Raw genomic sequence first — 17,937 nt, 5'->3', positions numbered from 1 at the left:
TTAGTTTCTGTGTTAAAATTTATCATTAGATTAAGATTTAAAACCTTTACTTAACAAAACATAAGTAAAATCATGAATGACAATAGTACACACGTATTAAATATATTAGGTTCATCCTTGATAGGTTGTTGTAGTGATCCTATGACAGGATATTTTAGAGATGGATACTGCAGGACGGCGAGCATAGATAATGGAACGCATGTAGTGTGTGCTATTATGACAGAAGAGTTCCTTGCTTATACAAAGTTAAAAGGAAATGACCTCTCTACTCCTATTCCTCAATGGAATTTTCCGGGGCTTAAACCTGGTGATGGGTGGTGTTTGTGCATTTTGAGATGGCTAGAAGCAGAAAAAGCTGGGGTTGCACCACTGGTAAAGCTGGCTGCCACAGATCAAAAAGCACTGGAGTACACTACCATTGATATGCTTGAAAAATATGCCTACGATTAAGAACAAGTAGTTTTTAATAGCATTTAGACTGTAAACATATTATAGCGAATCGTTTAATTACGAGCTATTTAAAAATCATTAAATCTTAGCTTGATACGTATATAAATCAAAATATCTTCCTTCTTTATCTATAAGTTCATCGTGAGTTCCCTGTTCTGCGATGCGGCCATCTTCTATCACTAAGATTTGATCAGCCTTTTTTATAGTACTCAGTCTGTGAGCAATGACAATAGTAGTTCTATCCTTTACAAGTTGTGATAAGGACTTTTGAATAAGCGCTTCGCTTTCGGTGTCTAGATTTGAGGTTGCCTCATCCAGTATAATCACCTTAGGAGCAGCAAGTATTGCTCTAGCAATCGCAATACGCTGTCGCTGCCCACCAGATAGTTTTACACCTCGCTCACCTATAAGTGTATCAAGTCCGTCTTCAAAACGATCTGTAAACTCATTTACATAACCAGCCTTTACCGCTTCTTGTAATCGCTCTTCTGAGGCATCTGGTCTAGGGAACATTATATTGTCTCTTATAGTTCCCTCAAATAAAAATTCATCTTGTAATACAACTCCTAAATGCTTTCTAAAACTAGGTAGTTTTACTCTTGATAAATCTTGACCATCTACAGAAACCACTCCTTGTTGAGGATTTAAAAATGTTGCAGATAATCCCGCAATAGTTGATTTTCCAGAACCAGAACTACCTACAAGTGCTACCGTAGTTCCTGCTTTTGCCTCAAATGAAATATTATGTATCACTTCTTTTCCTTTTTCATAAGAGAAGGATACATTTTCAAATTTTATATCTCCTTTAAAATTTTCTAGCTCTATATCACGCTTCCCTATTTCATCCTCAGGCGTCATATTCATTAACTCCTCAGTACGGTCTAATCCTGCTAATGCTTCTGTAAGTTGGCTCCCTATATTACTCATTTGTACGATAGGCGCAATCATAAAACCTAGCAAGAGTGTAAAAAACAGAAACTCTCCCGTAGTCATCTCTCCTTGTATCATAAAATAACCACCTATACCCATGATTCCAACAGATGCTAGGCCAAGTAAAAATGTAGAACTACTAGACATCATCGCTGTAGCAGTAAGGCTTTTTTTGACGTTTTGAAACAATCTATCAACACCTTCTTCAAAGGATTTATTTTCCTGTTCTTCTGCGCCAAATCCTTTTATAACTCGCACACCAGATAGTGTCTCGGTAAGCCTTCCTTTTACTTCGGCGTTTATTTTACCTCTATTTCTAAAAATAGGACGGATATACTTGAAAGCACGTAAGGCAACATATCCAAAAATGGCTACTGGTAAAAACACAAACAACGTCATTAACGCATTAATACGTATTAATAGAACTAGTGATATAAAGGCGGTTATAGTTCCTCCCACCAGCTGTACTAATCCTGTACCTATAAGATTACGCACACCTTCTACATCACTCATGATGCGTGATACAAGCGCTCCGGATTTTGTGTTATCAAAAAAACTAATAGGTAATGACAATACTTTTTTCTGTACCTGAGCTCTAAGCTCTGAGATAAGATACTGTGCTTGTACACTCAATATACGTGTAAGTAAAAATGATGTAATGGCTTGTATAAGAAGCGCAACCCCTACGAGCCACAATAAATCGTATAGTGCAGCCATGTCCTTATTAGGGATAATGTCATCTAGTAAAGCTTTTGATTTCCATGGCAACACGAGACTCGACAGACGACCTATTACGATAAGAATGAGTCCAATAAATACTAGCTTTCTACGTGGCCAGATAATGGTTTTAAATGCAGATGTTATAGTTACTTTACCCTTCGTATTCTGTTCTTTTGACATAACACAAAACTAGTTATAATTGCGCTTTCGCGAAAGCGTAACTCACCACCGTCGTTTTATTTGAAAGTTGTTACTAAGGAATAATTATCTTATGCTCGTGGCATCATACACTATTACCTTTTCCCAAAGATGAGCGCATTCTTCAATAAATGTCTTGTGTGCATCCTCATCTTGATAAGCCTGCTGATCCTCTGCTGATGCAAAACTCAACACTAGATTATAAGTAAAGCTGTCATCTACAACTTCCCTTGTTGCGATGGGCGGTGTGCCTATAAAATGTGTTTTGGCATATAGCGAACTATCCAAGAAAGTGCGCAGGGACTTTTCAAAAAGTTTCTTATCCTCTTCGTTAGTAGGATCTTTGAACCAAAAGTAAACGACATGTGCATAGTTTTCATTAAAAACAGTCTCGCTATCTGTTGAGATAATGACATCACTCTTGATCGCAGTAGTACTCGCAGCAGATTCTCTTTGATTACAAGAAGTAATGAAAATGCTGGAAATGATAAGAATAATGAGTTGTAATGATATTTTCATGTCCTTTAATTATGAGTTAAATGTAACAAATCTTACCTTTGTACGTTATATATACTTAATAATAGAATATATCCATTATTATAACGCTATCATATCTTAAAATTATCATAACGTAATTTTTGCAAATTTCAGTTTTACTGGGCTTATCGCATGTTTTTTAACAGTTTTAGTTAAATACTTGCATTTATGAATCAATTAGGTTATAATGGGGTAATACTCACTTAATACATAGACAATACATGAGACAACTCAAAATCACCAAGCAGGTTACTAATAGAGAGACGAAATCCCTGAATAACTATCTTCAGGATGTGAGCAAGATTGATTTAATTACTGCCGAAGAAGAGGTTGAGTTAGCACAACGTATTCAAAAAGGAGATGAGAGAGCACTAGACGCTCTTACAAGAGCAAATCTTCGTTTTGTAATATCTGTAGCAAAACAATATCAAAATCAAGGTTTATCCCTTTCTGATTTAATTAATGAAGGAAACGTTGGGCTTGTAAAAGCAGCAAAACGTTTTGATGAAACTAGAGGTTTCAAGTTTATCTCATATGCAGTATGGTGGATTAGACAATCTATCTTACAAGCTATTGCAGAGCATGCACGTACGGTACGTCTTCCTCTCAATAAAATTGGTGAGATAAGTAAGATTAACAAAGCAATGGTTTACTTACAGCAGGTACACGAGCGTAAGCCTACCTCTGGAGAAATTGCAAAGTATCTTGACATATCTGAGGAAAAAGTAAAAATCTCACTTAAAAACGTAAGTCGTAGTTTAAGTATGGATGCTCCTTTCGCCGAAGGTGAAAATGATAACAACTTATATGACGTTTTAAGTTCTAGCGAGTCACCTCGTCCAGATAGAGAGCTTATGCAAGAGTCTTTAAGTATTGAGATTAACAGAGCACTTGATACACTTACAGAGAAAGAAGCAGAGGTTGTACGTTTGAACTATGGTCTTGGTAATCAACCAGCAATGACACTTCAAGAGATAGGAGATATTTTTGATCTAAGCCGTGAGCGTGTACGCCAGATTAGAGAGAAAGCTATCAAGAGATTGCGTCACACTTCTAAAAGTAAAATCTTAATGAAGTATTTAGGATAATCTCCAATTTTACAATACAACATAAAAAAAGCCCGTTTTTACGGGCTTTTTTAGGTTAAGTAGGTTAGATATTAATGCTAGCTTTGGGGCCTAGACACTAAAAACTATTGTAAAATCAACTTATGAATTTGGGGATTCTAATTGACCATCTTTTAATGATGATTCAAATATAAAACCCTTAATTCAATCCTACAAGCTATTTGTGTATTTTATCGTGATTAAATGCATTTTATCGATATTAATATTAGATACATGTTAATATCTGCCAATTCAGACTACAGGTTGATATCTGGATTAAACCTTTGAGTACATTAGAAGTCCTATAGTTAGTTAAAAACATATCTCATAGAAGAGCAAGACCTCATACTCGCATTACAGCAAGATTACAATAATGGATCATTTGCTATATTAATTGATAAATATCAAAAGCCGCTGTATTGGCATATACGAGGCATTGTAAAAAATCATGAAGATGCAGATGATGTACTGCAGAACGTCTTTATTAAAGTATATAAGAGTATTAAAAACTTCAAAGAAGATAGCAAACTCTATACTTGGTTATACAGAATTGCTACTAATGAATCGCTAACGTTTTTAAAGAAACGTGCTCGACATTTACAAATTTCAAATGAAGAGCTTCAAACGCGCATCGTTGAGAACCTAGAGAGTGATGTCTATTTTAATGGAGACGACATACAACTAGCATTAGAAAAGGCAATAGCGCAATTACCAGAAAAACAACAGCTAGTCTTCCAGATGAAATACCATCAAGATATGAAATATGAAGATATGAGTGAAATACTCGGCACTTCTGTAGGAGCTCTCAAAAGCTCTTACCATATCGCAACAAAAAAAGTAACCGCCATATTACAAGCTGATTAAACCTTTTGATTTTTTAAGAGTCTTATTTATAGAACCGTGAAAGAAACAAACAACATACCGTCAACGAGAGGTTTTAAAGTTCCTCAAGATTATTTCGACACTAGTCGAGAAGTAATTCTTGATGAAATCACCTTAAGAGCAAAAGTATCTAGCTCAAATAGTGAGCGCTATGATATTCCTGATGGATATTTTGAAAACTCTAAAAACGAAATGCTTGCTATGCTTTCGCAAAAGCTAGAAGAAGAAAATACATCAACTCAAACTACTGCTACTAAAGTAATATCTCTTAAGAGCTATTATTATTCAATTGCAGGAGTTGCTGCTGCCCTCCTACTCCTAGCTAGTATTGTTTGGTCACAACTAGATACGACTACAGGAATTGAGAGTATTGCTATTGCAGAATATCTTGATGGAGAAGCCGGTGATCTTGAACAAATAGAATTTGCCGATTGGTTATCTGATGATGACATTGATGCGCTTCATAACGATATTGCTTTAGACGAATCAGCTATTATAGACTATCTAGATGATCGCACAGATAGCTACCACTTTTACTTAGATTAAATTATGAGACTACTTATAACATGTATAATTACTATCATGATCACTGCGAGTGCAGTAGGTCAAGAAGAAGATAGAAATGCAAAAAAAGAAAGAATACAAGCGCTTAAAGTTGCTTATATAACAGAGAAGCTATCGCTTACTCCGGACCAAGCGCAAGTGTTCTGGCCTATTTACAATACCTATGGCGAACGCATGTCTGAAATTTACAAGAGAGAACGTAGAGTACTTAAGGAAACCAGAGATCAGTTTGATACTATGGATGAAAGCAGCGCAAAAAACACGCTTGACAACATTCAGTCTTTTGAGCAACAAAAACTTGATGCTAGAAAAACATTATTTGTAAATTTAAAAAACAAGCTCTCCTATAAAAAGACACTTGTACTTCTTAAAGCCGAAGGAGATTTTAGACGTGATTTATTACACAAACTTCGTGGTAATAAAGAAGGAAAGCGCAATCACAGAGAACCTTAATAAAACGCTCTTATCTTTTAAAATTCAGCCTTGCTAGTGCATTTTTTCCTCCGGCATAAGCCGTAGAATCATTTGCAAATCTTACCGTCAAAAAAGGCGCGTCAGATAATTGCTTCCATGAAGCACCTGAGTCGCTTGAGTATGAAATACCTGTAAATCCAGTTGCTATGATTTCTTTTCCATTTGAGTTAGGAACATACTGTACACAACTTTTATAGCCATCATTTTTACCAGAAGCAGTGACTACCCATGACTTACCACCGTCGCTTGTCATTGCTATATTGTCAATATTGTCTTCTGGTGTGGTATAATCACCACCGTATATAATACCTATTTGATTATTATAAAAATCCATGGTATAAGCACCTTGAGTATCTTTTCCTTGAGCTACTGGTACATTATAAATACTCCAAGAAAACCCTTTGTTTGCAGAATAGTATAGTCTAGACGTACCACCACCAGTTATTATCCATGTCTCATCGCCTATGGTTTTAATATTAGTATTACTAGCAGCAAAAGCTCCTTCTTTTTCTAATTGATTAGGCAATGATCCACAATCTAGCTTTCCCCAAGTAGCACCACCATCTCTAGTGATAATTACAGATAAACAACCGTTTACAGAATCCCCTATCGCGATTCCTTCTTCCTCATTCCAGAAAGTCATAGCATCATAAAAAACACCATCTTGTTGCTCTGTGTAGACTAAAGAAACCTCTTTGCTTGTTCTATCATAACGATATAACAATGCTGGATTTTCAATAGAGAGTATATAAAAAGCCTTACTAGTACTAGCTATACTTCTAAAAGCTGGATTTTTACCCAAGAAATCTATCCTCCCTTTATTAGTCTCTTTAAACTGTGAAGCCATCACAGCATCTGTAGATTTGGTTTTATCAAGATTAATCTCATAAATACCATAGTGACCGTCGCTACCAGCATACATCACCGCATCGTGAGCTACTTCTAGAGCACGTATGCTGGTACTATCCTGATGTAAAAATTCGATATCCACTTTCGTGAAAACTTGAGCATCCTCAACCGCAGGAAGTTGGTCTTTAGTTTTTACATCCTTACAAGATGTGATAAGAAGAAATAAAATGAAAAAAGTAGATAGAAAACGCATTGTCAAAATTTTAGTAAAAATAGCACTATTACCTAAAGAACCAATACCTTTACACCCTCAAAATAAAGTATGAAATTACACAGAAATTTAGTCTTTGCCGCAGTTGATGCATTAGGGATGATATTTAATGACGGAGAACAAGCTGATAAGGTTTTAAGAAAGGTTCTCAAATTTGACAAAAGATGGGGATCCCGTGATCGCGGTTTCATTGCAGAGACAGTATACGATATCGTGCGCTGGCAAAGATTATACTCAGAAATTGCAGAAGTAAAAGCACCATATAGCAGGCCTAATTTATTTAGGTTATTTGCCGTTTGGGCAACATTAAGAGGTATTGAAGTTCCAGACTGGAAACAAATGGAACCTATACCTACTCGTAGAATAAAAGGTCGTTTTGATGAGCTTTCAAAAATTAGAAAATTCAAGGAATCTATTCCAGATTGGATGGACGAAATGGGAGAGAAAGCTCTTGGTAAAAAATGGGCCGCAGAGCTTGCTGCTTTAAATACACAGGCACAAGTAGTACTTAGAGCAAATACGTTAAAAACCACTCCAAAATACTTAAGAAATACGCTTGCAGATCAAGATATTGACACCCGATTATTAGATGGCTATCCTGATGCTGTAGAGCTTGTAGAACGTAAGAATGTATTTACAACAGAAGCTTTCAAAAACGGTTTCTTTGAAGTACAAGACGCCTCATCTCAAAAAGTGGCACGCATGCTTGATGTACAACCAGGAATGCGCGTAGTAGATACTTGTGCAGGAGCTGGAGGAAAAACATTACACCTAGCAGCCTTGATGGAAAATAAAGGGCAGATTATCGCCATGGATATCTATGAGGGTAAACTTAAGGAACTTAAAAGAAGATCTAAGCGCGCTGGAGCTCACAACATTGAGACGAGAGAAATCACCTCAACAAAGATTTTTAAGAAACTCTACAATACAGCAGACCGCGTATTAATCGATGCGCCATGTACTGGACTAGGAACTATTAAACGTAACCCTGATCTAAAATGGAAATTACAGCCAGAGTTTATTGATAAGGTGGTACAAAGACAAGCAGAATTGTTAGAGAGCTATAGTAAAATTGTGAAGGACGGCGGTAAAATGCTTTATGCAACTTGTTCTATCTTACCTAGAGAGAATCAAGAGCAAATCCAAGCTTTTTTAGCTACAGAGCAAGGTCAAAAGTTTCAACTTGAAAAAGAAGAAACAGTAAGCCCTGCAAAGACTGGTTACGACGGATTCTACATGGCATTGCTTTCGCGAAAGCAATAAAAAAACACCTCACCACTTCTCTTATTTATTATAGAAGAGTTCTGAGATTATACTTAAAAAAAGCCTTATTATCGATTGATAATAAGGCTTTTTCAATATGCATATATCTTATGTAAGATTTAAAATCTACTGCACTATAATTTTCTTAGTTTTAGTAAATCGACCAGATTGATCATTTACAGTTACGATGTACACTCCAGTTGAAAGATTAGCTAAATTCAATAATACTCTAAACCCATCATTACCTCTAGCTATAGCTTTATAAGTTAATTGTTGCCCTAAGAGATTTGAAACACCTACATACACTTGACCATCATAATCTGTTGGCAATTGCACATCAAATTGATTGTCTTCTAGTGAAGTGATAACTAAATCTGTAGTCCCTTCTAGAAAATCATCAATGCTTAATGTATCATCTATAGTAACCGTATAATCCTGCACTTCTCCAAAACGGAAATCTGAACACGGATTATTAATATCACCCGGTTCTCCTCCATCGATGGCCTTTGCTCGAAGTATATGACTTCCTAAAGGGGCATCTAATGGGATTACCAGATCAAAACTATCAAGGGTATTTGCTCCTGGAAAAGGAACACCTTGAATTAATTGTTCCGACTCTTCAAAAACAAAATTGTCATTAAAATCAATCCATACTGAGAGTACTTCGATACCAGCTCCTGCATCATAATTATGACGCGCTTGAAGTACGTATTCATTTTGACCAGCTACATTACTTAGTGTTGTTTCTAGATCTGTACGGTCTGCATAACCTTGAGGACCGTTAGTTGGTTCTGTATTACATCCATCACCACCATCATCTACATTGATGGTGTTTAATATAAATTGCTTAATCCCGTCTGCTTGACAACCTGCACCATTAGGTTCGGTAGCACGAGGCATACAAGAGTTAGTTACTTCTGTAGTTGTAGCGTCATTTGAAGGATCTTGATCACCCACGCTATTAGTTTTTGCTTCTAACTGATAGGTAGTAAATACTGTAATATCTGCTTGAACTGCAAATGAGAAATCTTCAATCGCTCCAGGAGCGATAGCGCCAGTAAATGTTTCTACTACAGCTGTTCCTCCATCTATAGTGTATTGTACTTCAAAATCTGATTGGGTATTGGCTCCAAAGTTCTTAATACGAATAACCACTGTTTCTTGTGACAACCCTCCAGCCGATTCTGGTGAAGTAATACTCACAACTCCAAGATCATTTTCAAATAAATGTGTTACTGTTTTTACAGCATCATTATTTACTGGAGCTTGATCTGTAACTAGACTAGTTTCTGCAGCTATTAAATATGATTGCCCTTGTGTAGACAAATCTGCTGTGGTTGTAAATTCATAAGAGCTGTTAGAGTTAGGTGCAATAGGTCCAGCAATCACCTCATTTGCTACCACCACCCCATCTATTAATAATGAAATAGGAATATCTACTTGAGGATCTGTCCCAAAGTTTCTTACTGTAACTTGAACTGCTTCTGTACTTGTGAGAATTCCATCTACTGGAGAGTCGATGGCAATTACACCTACATCATTAGTAAATCCATCAGATAATCTAAAAGAAGCTATCTGCGTATCCCAAAAATTAGTTGCCGAGAAATATTCGGCGGTATGCCAGAATGAAAAGTCATTTGGATCCATTGTTAAATGTGAGTAATCTCCAAAACGATTAGAAAAAGTTTGTATTCCAGAACCTTGTACAATAATCTCTTCACCCAGTGTCATCTCACCAGCAGTATCTCCTTCAAAACGCCCTGTATAACTGATTCCAATAAAATCACTAGCGCTTCCTACATTAAATGCAAGGCCTATATTACCTTGAGCATCCATTGCTCCACTTCCCATAAAACGACTTTTTCCATCCTCAGGAGCATAAGTTCCTTGCTGGAAAACACTCCACGGTTCTGTGTCGCTGTTACGTAACTCTGTCCATCGTATTCCTGACCTATCATTCCCGTCTACATCTACATTAAATGTGATAAGCCATGAGTTATGATCTTCAAAACTTCTATAATTTGCCGCATAAGAAATAACGCCTCCTATCATATCTATTTTTCTAGACGTTCCTGGCTGCGCAAGATCTCCTTCTCCAAATTCTCCAAACACAGAATCAAAAGGAGCAACTGGTATTTCTAATGGCATAGATACTGTTGAATTTCCAGGCTCGTCAAAATCTACATCTAGTTCCCAGACTTTTAAGTGATCTTCTGTAATTGCTCCACCCCAACCATCATCTTGTAAATAAACAATATAACCTGGTGCATCTTCAGGAAATGTAAATCCTGTAAGGTTTGCTGGTTCTGGACTAAAAACAGTAGCCGGATTACGCACAATACCAGGAAGATTAAAACCAACTAAAGTAACGTTATCCTCTCCTGCAAGCATCGCTGCTCTATCAAGAGCATAGGTTGTATTTCCTTGATTTTTATTTGCTGTTAAGTAATATGCGTCTGGCCATACCGCATAGTGTGGATAATCTGGAAAAGCATCCAACTGAAATTGATATAAGAAATAGGCTCCAGTAGGATCTGGAGTTTCTGACACTCCTATAACAAGAATATTATTTAAACTAGCAACGGTAGACGTTTGAAACTGACTCACAAAAAATCGATCTGCAAGTTGGTCATACATAACTATAGGATCTCCTTCATTCTGTCCATTTCCTAGAAAATCTCCTAATGCTACAGGCCCTAAGAGTAGCGATCCTTGCTTATCAAATATATTAATGACACTATTTACACCTTGTACATAGTGATCAGGACCTACCGCTCCAGAAGGATCTGGTGGTGTAAAATTAGATTGAGAGGAGTTTCCACCTCCAAAATTTGCTTCTGTTTCCAGCATCATAAATTGCCCTGTAGTAAACTGGGCAATTGGGTCTGCCCCTAGCGGTAAAGCTTGGTCATTTACCTTTCTATTTCCTCGTAAATTGTTTGGGACAATCGTAATTTCTGATACTCCTAGAGATTTATTTGAGGTAATTATAGGTTGATCTCTCAGTGCTGCTGTTTTACCTATAAATTTTCCCTTAGTGATCTCTGTAGGAGGTAATAACTCCTGCGCAGTGAGATACGTTGAAAATGTAAACAGTAAAAGAAAAAGTAATTTACTCTTCATAATTTGGGGATTTTATATTCTTATTACTAAAGATAATACATTTTAAGACCCTTATCTTAGTAAATGGTTAACAACTCGTTAAAAGAACAAGCCAAAGAGATATTATCCTACCTATCATATCAATAAATATTGTAGTAAATTTACGTCCTTAAACAACGCAACAAAACCAATCGGATGATCCACTTCTTTGGAAACCCTCAAGGCACTGTTTACGCAGTACAAAGCACACAAGCATTTACACAGGACGATACCGCTAAGCTCGTATGGCTTTTTGGCAACTCTCAAAAAATAGAAGCGTCTCATATTGACGCTTTTTTTATTGGCCCAAGAGCAGCCATGATTACGCCTTGGAGTACTAATGCTGTAGAGATTACCCAGAATATGGGAATTTTAAATATTATAAGGATAGAGGAGTTTCACGCTTTCGCGAAAGCGGACTCTTCATCACAACAAGTTAACACGAATCCTTTTCCATCTATAGAAGATGCTACAGGCGTAGTTACAGAAAGTACTCCTGATTATGATCCTATGATCTCTCAAGAGTACGCAGCTTTAAATCAGGATATTTTTACGGTTAACGTTACTCCAGAACCAATATTATCTATAGAGAATATTGCTGCATATAATGAGCAAGAAGGTTTGTCGTTAAGCGATGAAGAGGTTGCTTATCTTGATGGTGTTGCTGCCAAAATAGGCAGACCACTTACAGACTCTGAAGTTTTTGGTTTTAGCCAAGTAAACTCGGAGCACTGTCGTCACAAGATTTTTAATGGAACTTTTGTGATTGATGGAGAAGAGATGCCTTCTTCCCTATTTAAATTAATAAAAGAAACTTCAAAAGTAACTCCAGGTACCATTGTATCTGCATATAAAGATAATGTTGCTTTTATAGAAGGACCTAGAGTAACACAGTTTGCACCAGACACTGCAGATAAGCCAGATTTCTATACAGAGAAAGATTTTGACTCTGTTATTTCTTTAAAAGCAGAAACACACAACTTCCCAACTACCGTAGAGCCTTTTAACGGAGCTGCTACCGGTTCTGGTGGAGAAATACGCGATAGACTTGCTGGTGGTAAAGGATCACTTCCTCTTGCTGGAACAGCTGTGTATATGACTCCTTATTCAAGATTAGAGAAAGAACGCCCATGGGAACATGGTATGGATGCCCGCAAATGGCTTTATCAAAACCCGATAGACCTTCTTATTAAAGCATCAAATGGTGCATCAGACTTTGGAAATAAATTTGGACAGCCTTTAATCGTAGGGTCAGTTCTTACTTTTGAGCATCAAGAAGACGGTCAGCGTCTTGGGTATGACAAGGTAATTATGCAAGCTGGTGGTATTGGTTACGGAAAGCGCGAGCAAGCACTTAAAGATACTCCGCAAGAAGGTGACAAAATTGTCATATTAGGAGGTGAGAATTATAGAATAGGAATGGGTGGTGCTGCAGTTTCAAGTGCAGATACCGGAGCTTTTGACTCTGGAATCGAACTTAACGCAGTACAACGTTCTAACCCAGAAATGCAAAAACGTGCTGCAAATGCAGTACGAGGAATGGTAGAAAGTGATGTAAACCCAATTGTATCTATACACGATCACGGTGCTGGAGGACATCTTAACTGTCTTTCTGAACTTGTAGAAGATACTGGAGGTCTTATCAATCTTGATAAATTACCCGTAGGTGACCCTACCCTATCTGCAAAGGAAATTATAGGAAACGAATCACAAGAACGTATGGGTCTTGTAATAGGTGAAAAGGATATCGATATGCTACAGCGCATCGCAGATCGTGAGCGCTCACCTATGTATGAAGTAGGCGATGTTACTAATGATCACCGTTTTACTTTTAAAAGTAAAACAACAGGATTGAGCCCTATGGACTTGCATCTAGACGATATGTTTGGGAGCTCTCCGAAAACAATAATGACAGACAAAACAGTTGTTCGTAATTATAAAAATCCAGAATATCAACTGGAGCACTTCCACGATTATCTAGAGCAAGTATTGCAACTAGAAGCGGTTGCATGTAAAGACTGGCTTACTAATAAAGTAGACCGCTGCGTAGGTGGTCGCGTTGCAAAACAACAATGTGTAGGCCCGTTACAAATACCACTTAACAATGTGGGTGTGATGGCACTTGATTATAAGAGTACAGAAGGGATTGCTACTTCTATAGGACATTCTCCAGTTTCTGGTCTTATTGATCCCGTAGCAGGAAGTAAAAACAGTATTGCAGAAGCACTTACAAACATAGTTTGGGCACCTCTTAAAGATGGTTTACAGTCTGTAAGCCTTTCGGCAAACTGGATGTGGCCTTGTAAAAATGAAGGAGAAGATGCACGTTTGTATAAGGCTGTAGAGGCCATATCTGCAATGGCTATTAACCTTGGGATCAACGTTCCTACAGGGAAAGATAGCCTCTCAATGAAACAAAAATATCCAGATGGTGATGTAATTGCTCCTGGAACAGTTGTTATTTCGGCAGCTGGAAATTGTAATGATATTAATAAAGTAGTAGAGCCAGTTCTTCAAAAAGACGGTGGTGCTATTTATTATATCAACATGTCTGGAGATACCCATAAACTAGGAGGTTCTAGTTTTGCACAAGTTTGTCACGCTATTGGTAATGAAGCGCCAAGTGTTTTGAGTGATACCGCTTTCGCGAAAGCGTTTAACGCCATTCAACAACTCATAAAAGAAGACAAAATTCAAGCTGGTCACGATGTTGCGAGTGGCGGACTTATCACTACCCTACTTGAACTTTGTTTTGCCGATGTAAACTTAGGTGCAAACCTAGACTTGACTGCACTTGGAGAACAAGATCTTATCAAGTTACTTTTTTCTGAGAATGCAGGACTAGTTTTCCAAGCAGATACATCTGTTGAAAAAATACTTACTGATAATGGTGTTACATTCTCAAAAATAGGAACGGTAACAACCACCGCAGAACTAACAATTAAAAATAGTGGCGTAGAATTAGGTCTTAACATTGCATCACTTCGTGATACTTGGTTTAAGACTTCTTATTTACTAGATAATAAGCAAACGGCAAATGGTCTTGCAAAAGATCGCTTTGACAATTATAAAGTACAACCATTACAATATACATTCCCTGCACACTTTACAGGAAAAAAACCAGTATTAGATACTAGCAAAGCTAGACCTAAAGCTGCAATCTTACGTGAAAAAGGAAGTAACTCTGAGCGTGAGATGGCAAATGCGATGTATCTCGCTGGCTTTGACGTAAAGGATGTACACATGACAGATTTAATATCTGGACGTGAAACGCTAGAGGATATTCAGTTTCTTGGAGCTGTAGGAGGATTTTCTAACAGTGATGTGTTAGGTTCTGCCAAAGGATGGGCTGGTGCCATAAAATATAATGAGAAGGCAAATAAAGCGATCAAGAACTTTTTTGCACGTGAAGACACACTCTCTGTTGGTATCTGTAATGGTGCACAACTGTTCTTAGAACTTGATCTTATAAATCCAGATCACGAAAAATTAGCTAAACTAAAACACAATAATAGCCGAAAGCACGAGAGCAACTTTACTTCTGTAAAGATTGAAGAAAACAACAGTGTGATGCTTTCTACGCTAGCTGGAACGACCTTAGGTGTATGGATTTCTCATGGTGAAGGTAGATTTGATCTACCTATGGGAGCAAATGCATATGATATTGTAGCGACCTATGGTTATGAAGGATACCCTGCAAACCCTAACGGATCAGACTTTAATACAGCGATGATTTGTGATACTACAGGCCGTCACCTTGCAACGATGCCGCATATTGAGCGATCTACGTTCCCATGGAACTGGGCGCACTACCCTGCTGGAAACAACGATGAGGTGAGTCCTTGGGTTGAAGCATTTGTAAACGCAAAAAATTGGGTTGAGAAAAACTCATAATACTAGATACTTCTATGTACAGAATGCCTCACCATAACGGTGAGGCATTTTTGTTTTGGAAAATTTTTCATTTGGCTAAGTCAGTTTACAGCTGATAATCAGATCGTAAGATCTATTTATATATTACTGTGCTGGTAGGATATTTTGACTACTTCTTGTTTTATCTTTAGCGAGAGCTATTCTCTTTTGTAAGACACACCTATGTACATTAAAAAACTATCTATCCTTTTATGTTTATTTTTCTGTTACGCTTTCGCGAAAGCGCAACAAGAAACTCCTCAATATAAACGTGTAAAAGTATTTTTAAACCAAACTCAAACGCTTGCACAATTAAACCAAACTGGTGTTGCTGCAGACCATGGTATACATAAAGAGGGAACTTTTATCATATCAGATTTTTCATTACAAGAGCTAGGGAAAATTAGAAATGCAGGTTTTCAGTATGAAACCATTGAAGAAGATATACAAAAAGCCTATAAAGAACAATCAACACGATCCGCCGCTGCCACTAGTAATGTCGCTTGTAGCTCTAGTGATGCTGTAACTTATGAAACTCCAGCCAACTTTAATCTTGGTACTATGGGTGGCTACTTGACGTATCAAGAACTACTCGATGAACTTGATGACATGGCTGAACAATATCCAGACTTAATAACTGCGAGAGCTCCTATAAGTAACTTTCTTACGGAAGGACTCCCGGATGATGGTGTCACGCCGTCCATAGGAGGAAATCCTATTTATTGGTTAAAAATAAGCGACAACCCTGAAAGCGAAGAAACTGAGCCAGAAGTATTATATACGTCTATACATCACGCTAGGGAGCCTATGTCACTTATGCAACTGGTATATTATATGTGGTATTTGCTTGAAAATTATGATACTGATGAAGAGGTACAAGCTATTGTAAATAATACGGAGCTTTATTTTATACCTGTTATAAACCCAGATGGTTACTTATATAATGAGCTAACAGATCCTGATGGTGGTGGCCTATGGCGTAAGAATAGAAAAAATGGACATGGTGTTGATAATAATCGCAACTATGACTATCATATTAATGGTAATCCTAATGATGGTAGCTGGGGCGGTCCTGGATCTTCGTCAAATACAAATAATGAAACATATCACGGTTCGGGTCCATTTTCTGAAGTAGAGACTCAAGCAGTGAAGTGGTTTGTAGAGCAGCATGATTTTGTAATCGCGCTTAATAATCACTCTTTTGGTGAGTTAGTTTATTATCCTTTTGGATATGCAGATGTGGACACTCTAGACGACGATTTATTTCAAGGGATAGGCGATGCTCTTACCTCTGTAAATGGCTACAATGCATTTAATGATTTCCCATTTGCTGGAGACAGTGATGATTTTATGTACGGAACTGTGGGAACTCATGATAAAATTTTTGCTTTCACCCCAGAAATAGGAACATCATTTTGGCCGCCTTCAAGTTCGATAATTAGCACTTCGCAAAACATGATGTTCCTCAATCTTACAGCCGCTCAAATAGCTGGTAATTATGGGAAACTAACCGAGACCTCACCTACTTTTACTGGTGAGTCTGCTTCTTTATCAACTTCTTTTGATTTAGAGAGACTTGCTGTAGAAAATACAGGAGACTTTACTATTACTTTTTCTCCCATATCTTCTAATATTATTGACCAGGGAGCGCCAGTTACATTATCAAATATAGCACCATTAGAAACTCAATCTGGAAGTATTACTTATTCCCTATCTACAAACGTTGAAGTGGGCGACGCTATTGAATTTGATTTAATTATAGACAACGGCTTTTTTGAAAGGGAGGTTCGCGTTAGCAAAATATACGGTACTACAACAGAGATATTTTATGCAGATGGTAATTCGCTCACAGATTTTGATTCTACAAGTTGGGGAACCACGAGTGCTAGCTTTGTATCACCTTCTTCTTCAATAACAGATTCGCCTTCTGGTAATTATAGTGACAATGCTAGTAATATCATTGAACTAACACAATCTTTAGATCTCACAGAAGCTACTACAGCAACAGTAAGCTACCATGCAAGATGGAACATTGAAGATACATGGGATTATGTGCAATTTGAGATTTCTAAAGATGCTGGTACCACTTGGGAGCCACAGTGTGGTAATTTTACTACCACCGGAACAAATCTTCAGCCTCAAGGTGAGCCTTTATACGACGGCGTTCAAAATGATTGGATACTCGAAGAAATTAATTTGAGTGATTATCTAGGAGAAACAATTAAGGCAAGATTCCGTTTAGTTACAGATGGTGCCGTAACAAGAGATGGTTTTTACTTTGACGATTTATCTTTTTCTATACTCTCAGGAGAACAATTAACTGTAGATAATGAACAATTTATTAATGCTTTTGATGTGTTTCCAAACCCAGTTGCAAATCAACTTAATATACGTACATCACTAGGCTCATATGAGACTAGTGTGTATAATGTTCTAGGTCAAAATGTAACTCCAGCAGCCCAACAAAGTGGAAACGCAAGCGTAGACTACGCTTCTTTACCTGCAGGAATGTATTTTTTAAAGCTTGAAACATCTAAAAACAGTACTATTTTAAAAATTGTTAAAAATTAAGTTAAAGCGCATCTTAAAGAAAATCAAAGGGATATCTCACTTTTATGAGATATCCTTTCTCATTTTATG

Annotated in this window: 12 protein-coding genes; 8 read left to right on the top strand and 4 right to left on the bottom strand. The window is 37.3% G+C overall.

Translation table 11 applies throughout. The features are described from left to right. The first annotated feature begins 72 nt into the window (after positions 1 to 72). On the top strand, positions 73 to 450 hold the full coding sequence (locus tag DCS32_RS13695; RefSeq protein ID WP_108878791.1) for a DUF2237 family protein: 378 nt from the start codon (positions 73 to 75) through the stop codon (positions 448 to 450). Positions 451 to 528: 78 nt separating this feature from the next. On the opposite strand, the gene DCS32_RS13690 is transcribed toward DCS32_RS13695, so the two are convergent. Both DCS32_RS13690 and DCS32_RS13685 read right to left on the bottom strand, forming a co-directional pair. Then, a complete protein-coding gene (locus DCS32_RS13690) occupies positions 529 to 2,280 on the bottom strand; it encodes an ABC transporter ATP-binding protein (protein ID WP_108878790.1) in 1,752 nt (583 codons plus the stop codon). Positions 2,281 to 2,364: 84 nt separating this feature from the next. Further along, the gene (locus DCS32_RS13685) at positions 2,365 to 2,817 is read right to left on the bottom strand and encodes a Dabb family protein (protein WP_108878789.1); all 453 of its coding nucleotides are present in this window, start codon (positions 2,815 to 2,817) and stop codon (positions 2,365 to 2,367) included. 239 nt (positions 2,818 to 3,056) lie between these two features. On the opposite strand from DCS32_RS13685, the gene DCS32_RS13680 reads away from it, so the two are divergent. The 4 genes from DCS32_RS13680 (at position 3,057) to DCS32_RS13665 (ending at position 5,840) form a co-directional block, all read left to right on the top strand. Beyond that, complete coding sequence (locus tag DCS32_RS13680; RefSeq protein WP_013752207.1) at positions 3,057 to 3,923, top strand: RNA polymerase sigma factor RpoD/SigA; 867 nt, start codon at positions 3,057 to 3,059, stop codon at positions 3,921 to 3,923. Positions 3,924 to 4,268: 345 nt separating this feature from the next. Further along, a complete protein-coding gene (locus DCS32_RS13675; protein ID WP_108878788.1) occupies positions 4,269 to 4,805 on the top strand; it encodes an RNA polymerase sigma factor in 537 nt (178 codons plus the stop codon). A 36-nt stretch (positions 4,806 to 4,841) separates the two neighbouring features. Beyond that, on the top strand, positions 4,842 to 5,369 hold the full coding sequence (locus DCS32_RS13670) for a hypothetical protein (protein WP_108878787.1): 528 nt from the start codon (positions 4,842 to 4,844) through the stop codon (positions 5,367 to 5,369). 3 nt (positions 5,370 to 5,372) lie between these two features. After that, positions 5,373 to 5,840 carry a hypothetical protein gene (locus DCS32_RS13665; protein WP_162533663.1) on the top strand — a complete coding sequence of 156 codons (468 nt, stop codon included), beginning with the start codon at positions 5,373 to 5,375 and terminating at the stop codon, positions 5,838 to 5,840. Between the two features lie 10 nt (positions 5,841 to 5,850). Here DCS32_RS13665 and DCS32_RS13660 read toward each other — a convergent pair whose 3' ends face one another. Next, positions 5,851 to 6,963 (bottom strand): sialidase family protein, encoded by a 1,113-nt coding sequence (locus tag DCS32_RS13660; RefSeq protein ID WP_108878785.1) that lies wholly within the window; start codon positions 6,961 to 6,963, stop codon positions 5,851 to 5,853. A gap of 69 nt (positions 6,964 to 7,032) precedes the next feature. On the opposite strand from DCS32_RS13660, the gene DCS32_RS13655 reads away from it, so the two are divergent. Continuing rightward, the gene (locus DCS32_RS13655; protein ID WP_108878784.1) at positions 7,033 to 8,244 is read left to right on the top strand and encodes an RsmB/NOP family class I SAM-dependent RNA methyltransferase; all 1,212 of its coding nucleotides are present in this window, start codon (positions 7,033 to 7,035) and stop codon (positions 8,242 to 8,244) included. A gap of 126 nt (positions 8,245 to 8,370) precedes the next feature. On the opposite strand, the gene DCS32_RS13650 is transcribed toward DCS32_RS13655, so the two are convergent. Beyond that, entirely contained in the window at positions 8,371 to 11,367 is a 2,997-nt protein-coding gene (locus DCS32_RS13650) for a GEVED domain-containing protein (RefSeq protein ID WP_108878783.1), read from the bottom strand. A 174-nt stretch (positions 11,368 to 11,541) separates the two neighbouring features. Between DCS32_RS13650 and purL the strand changes: the two genes are divergently transcribed. Beyond that, entirely contained in the window at positions 11,542 to 15,279 is a 3,738-nt protein-coding gene (gene purL, locus DCS32_RS13645; RefSeq protein WP_108878782.1) for a phosphoribosylformylglycinamidine synthase, read from the top strand. 201 nt (positions 15,280 to 15,480) lie between these two features. After that, positions 15,481 to 17,868 (top strand): M14 family zinc carboxypeptidase, encoded by a 2,388-nt coding sequence (locus DCS32_RS13640; RefSeq protein ID WP_108878781.1) that lies wholly within the window; start codon positions 15,481 to 15,483, stop codon positions 17,866 to 17,868. The last annotated feature ends 69 nt before the right edge of the window (positions 17,869 to 17,937 follow it).

The sequence above is a fragment of the Dokdonia sp. Dokd-P16 genome (assembly GCF_003095655.1).
In the GTDB taxonomy this organism is placed as follows: domain Bacteria; phylum Bacteroidota; class Bacteroidia; order Flavobacteriales; family Flavobacteriaceae; genus Dokdonia.
This window is presented reverse-complemented; position numbering and strand designations above follow the sequence as displayed.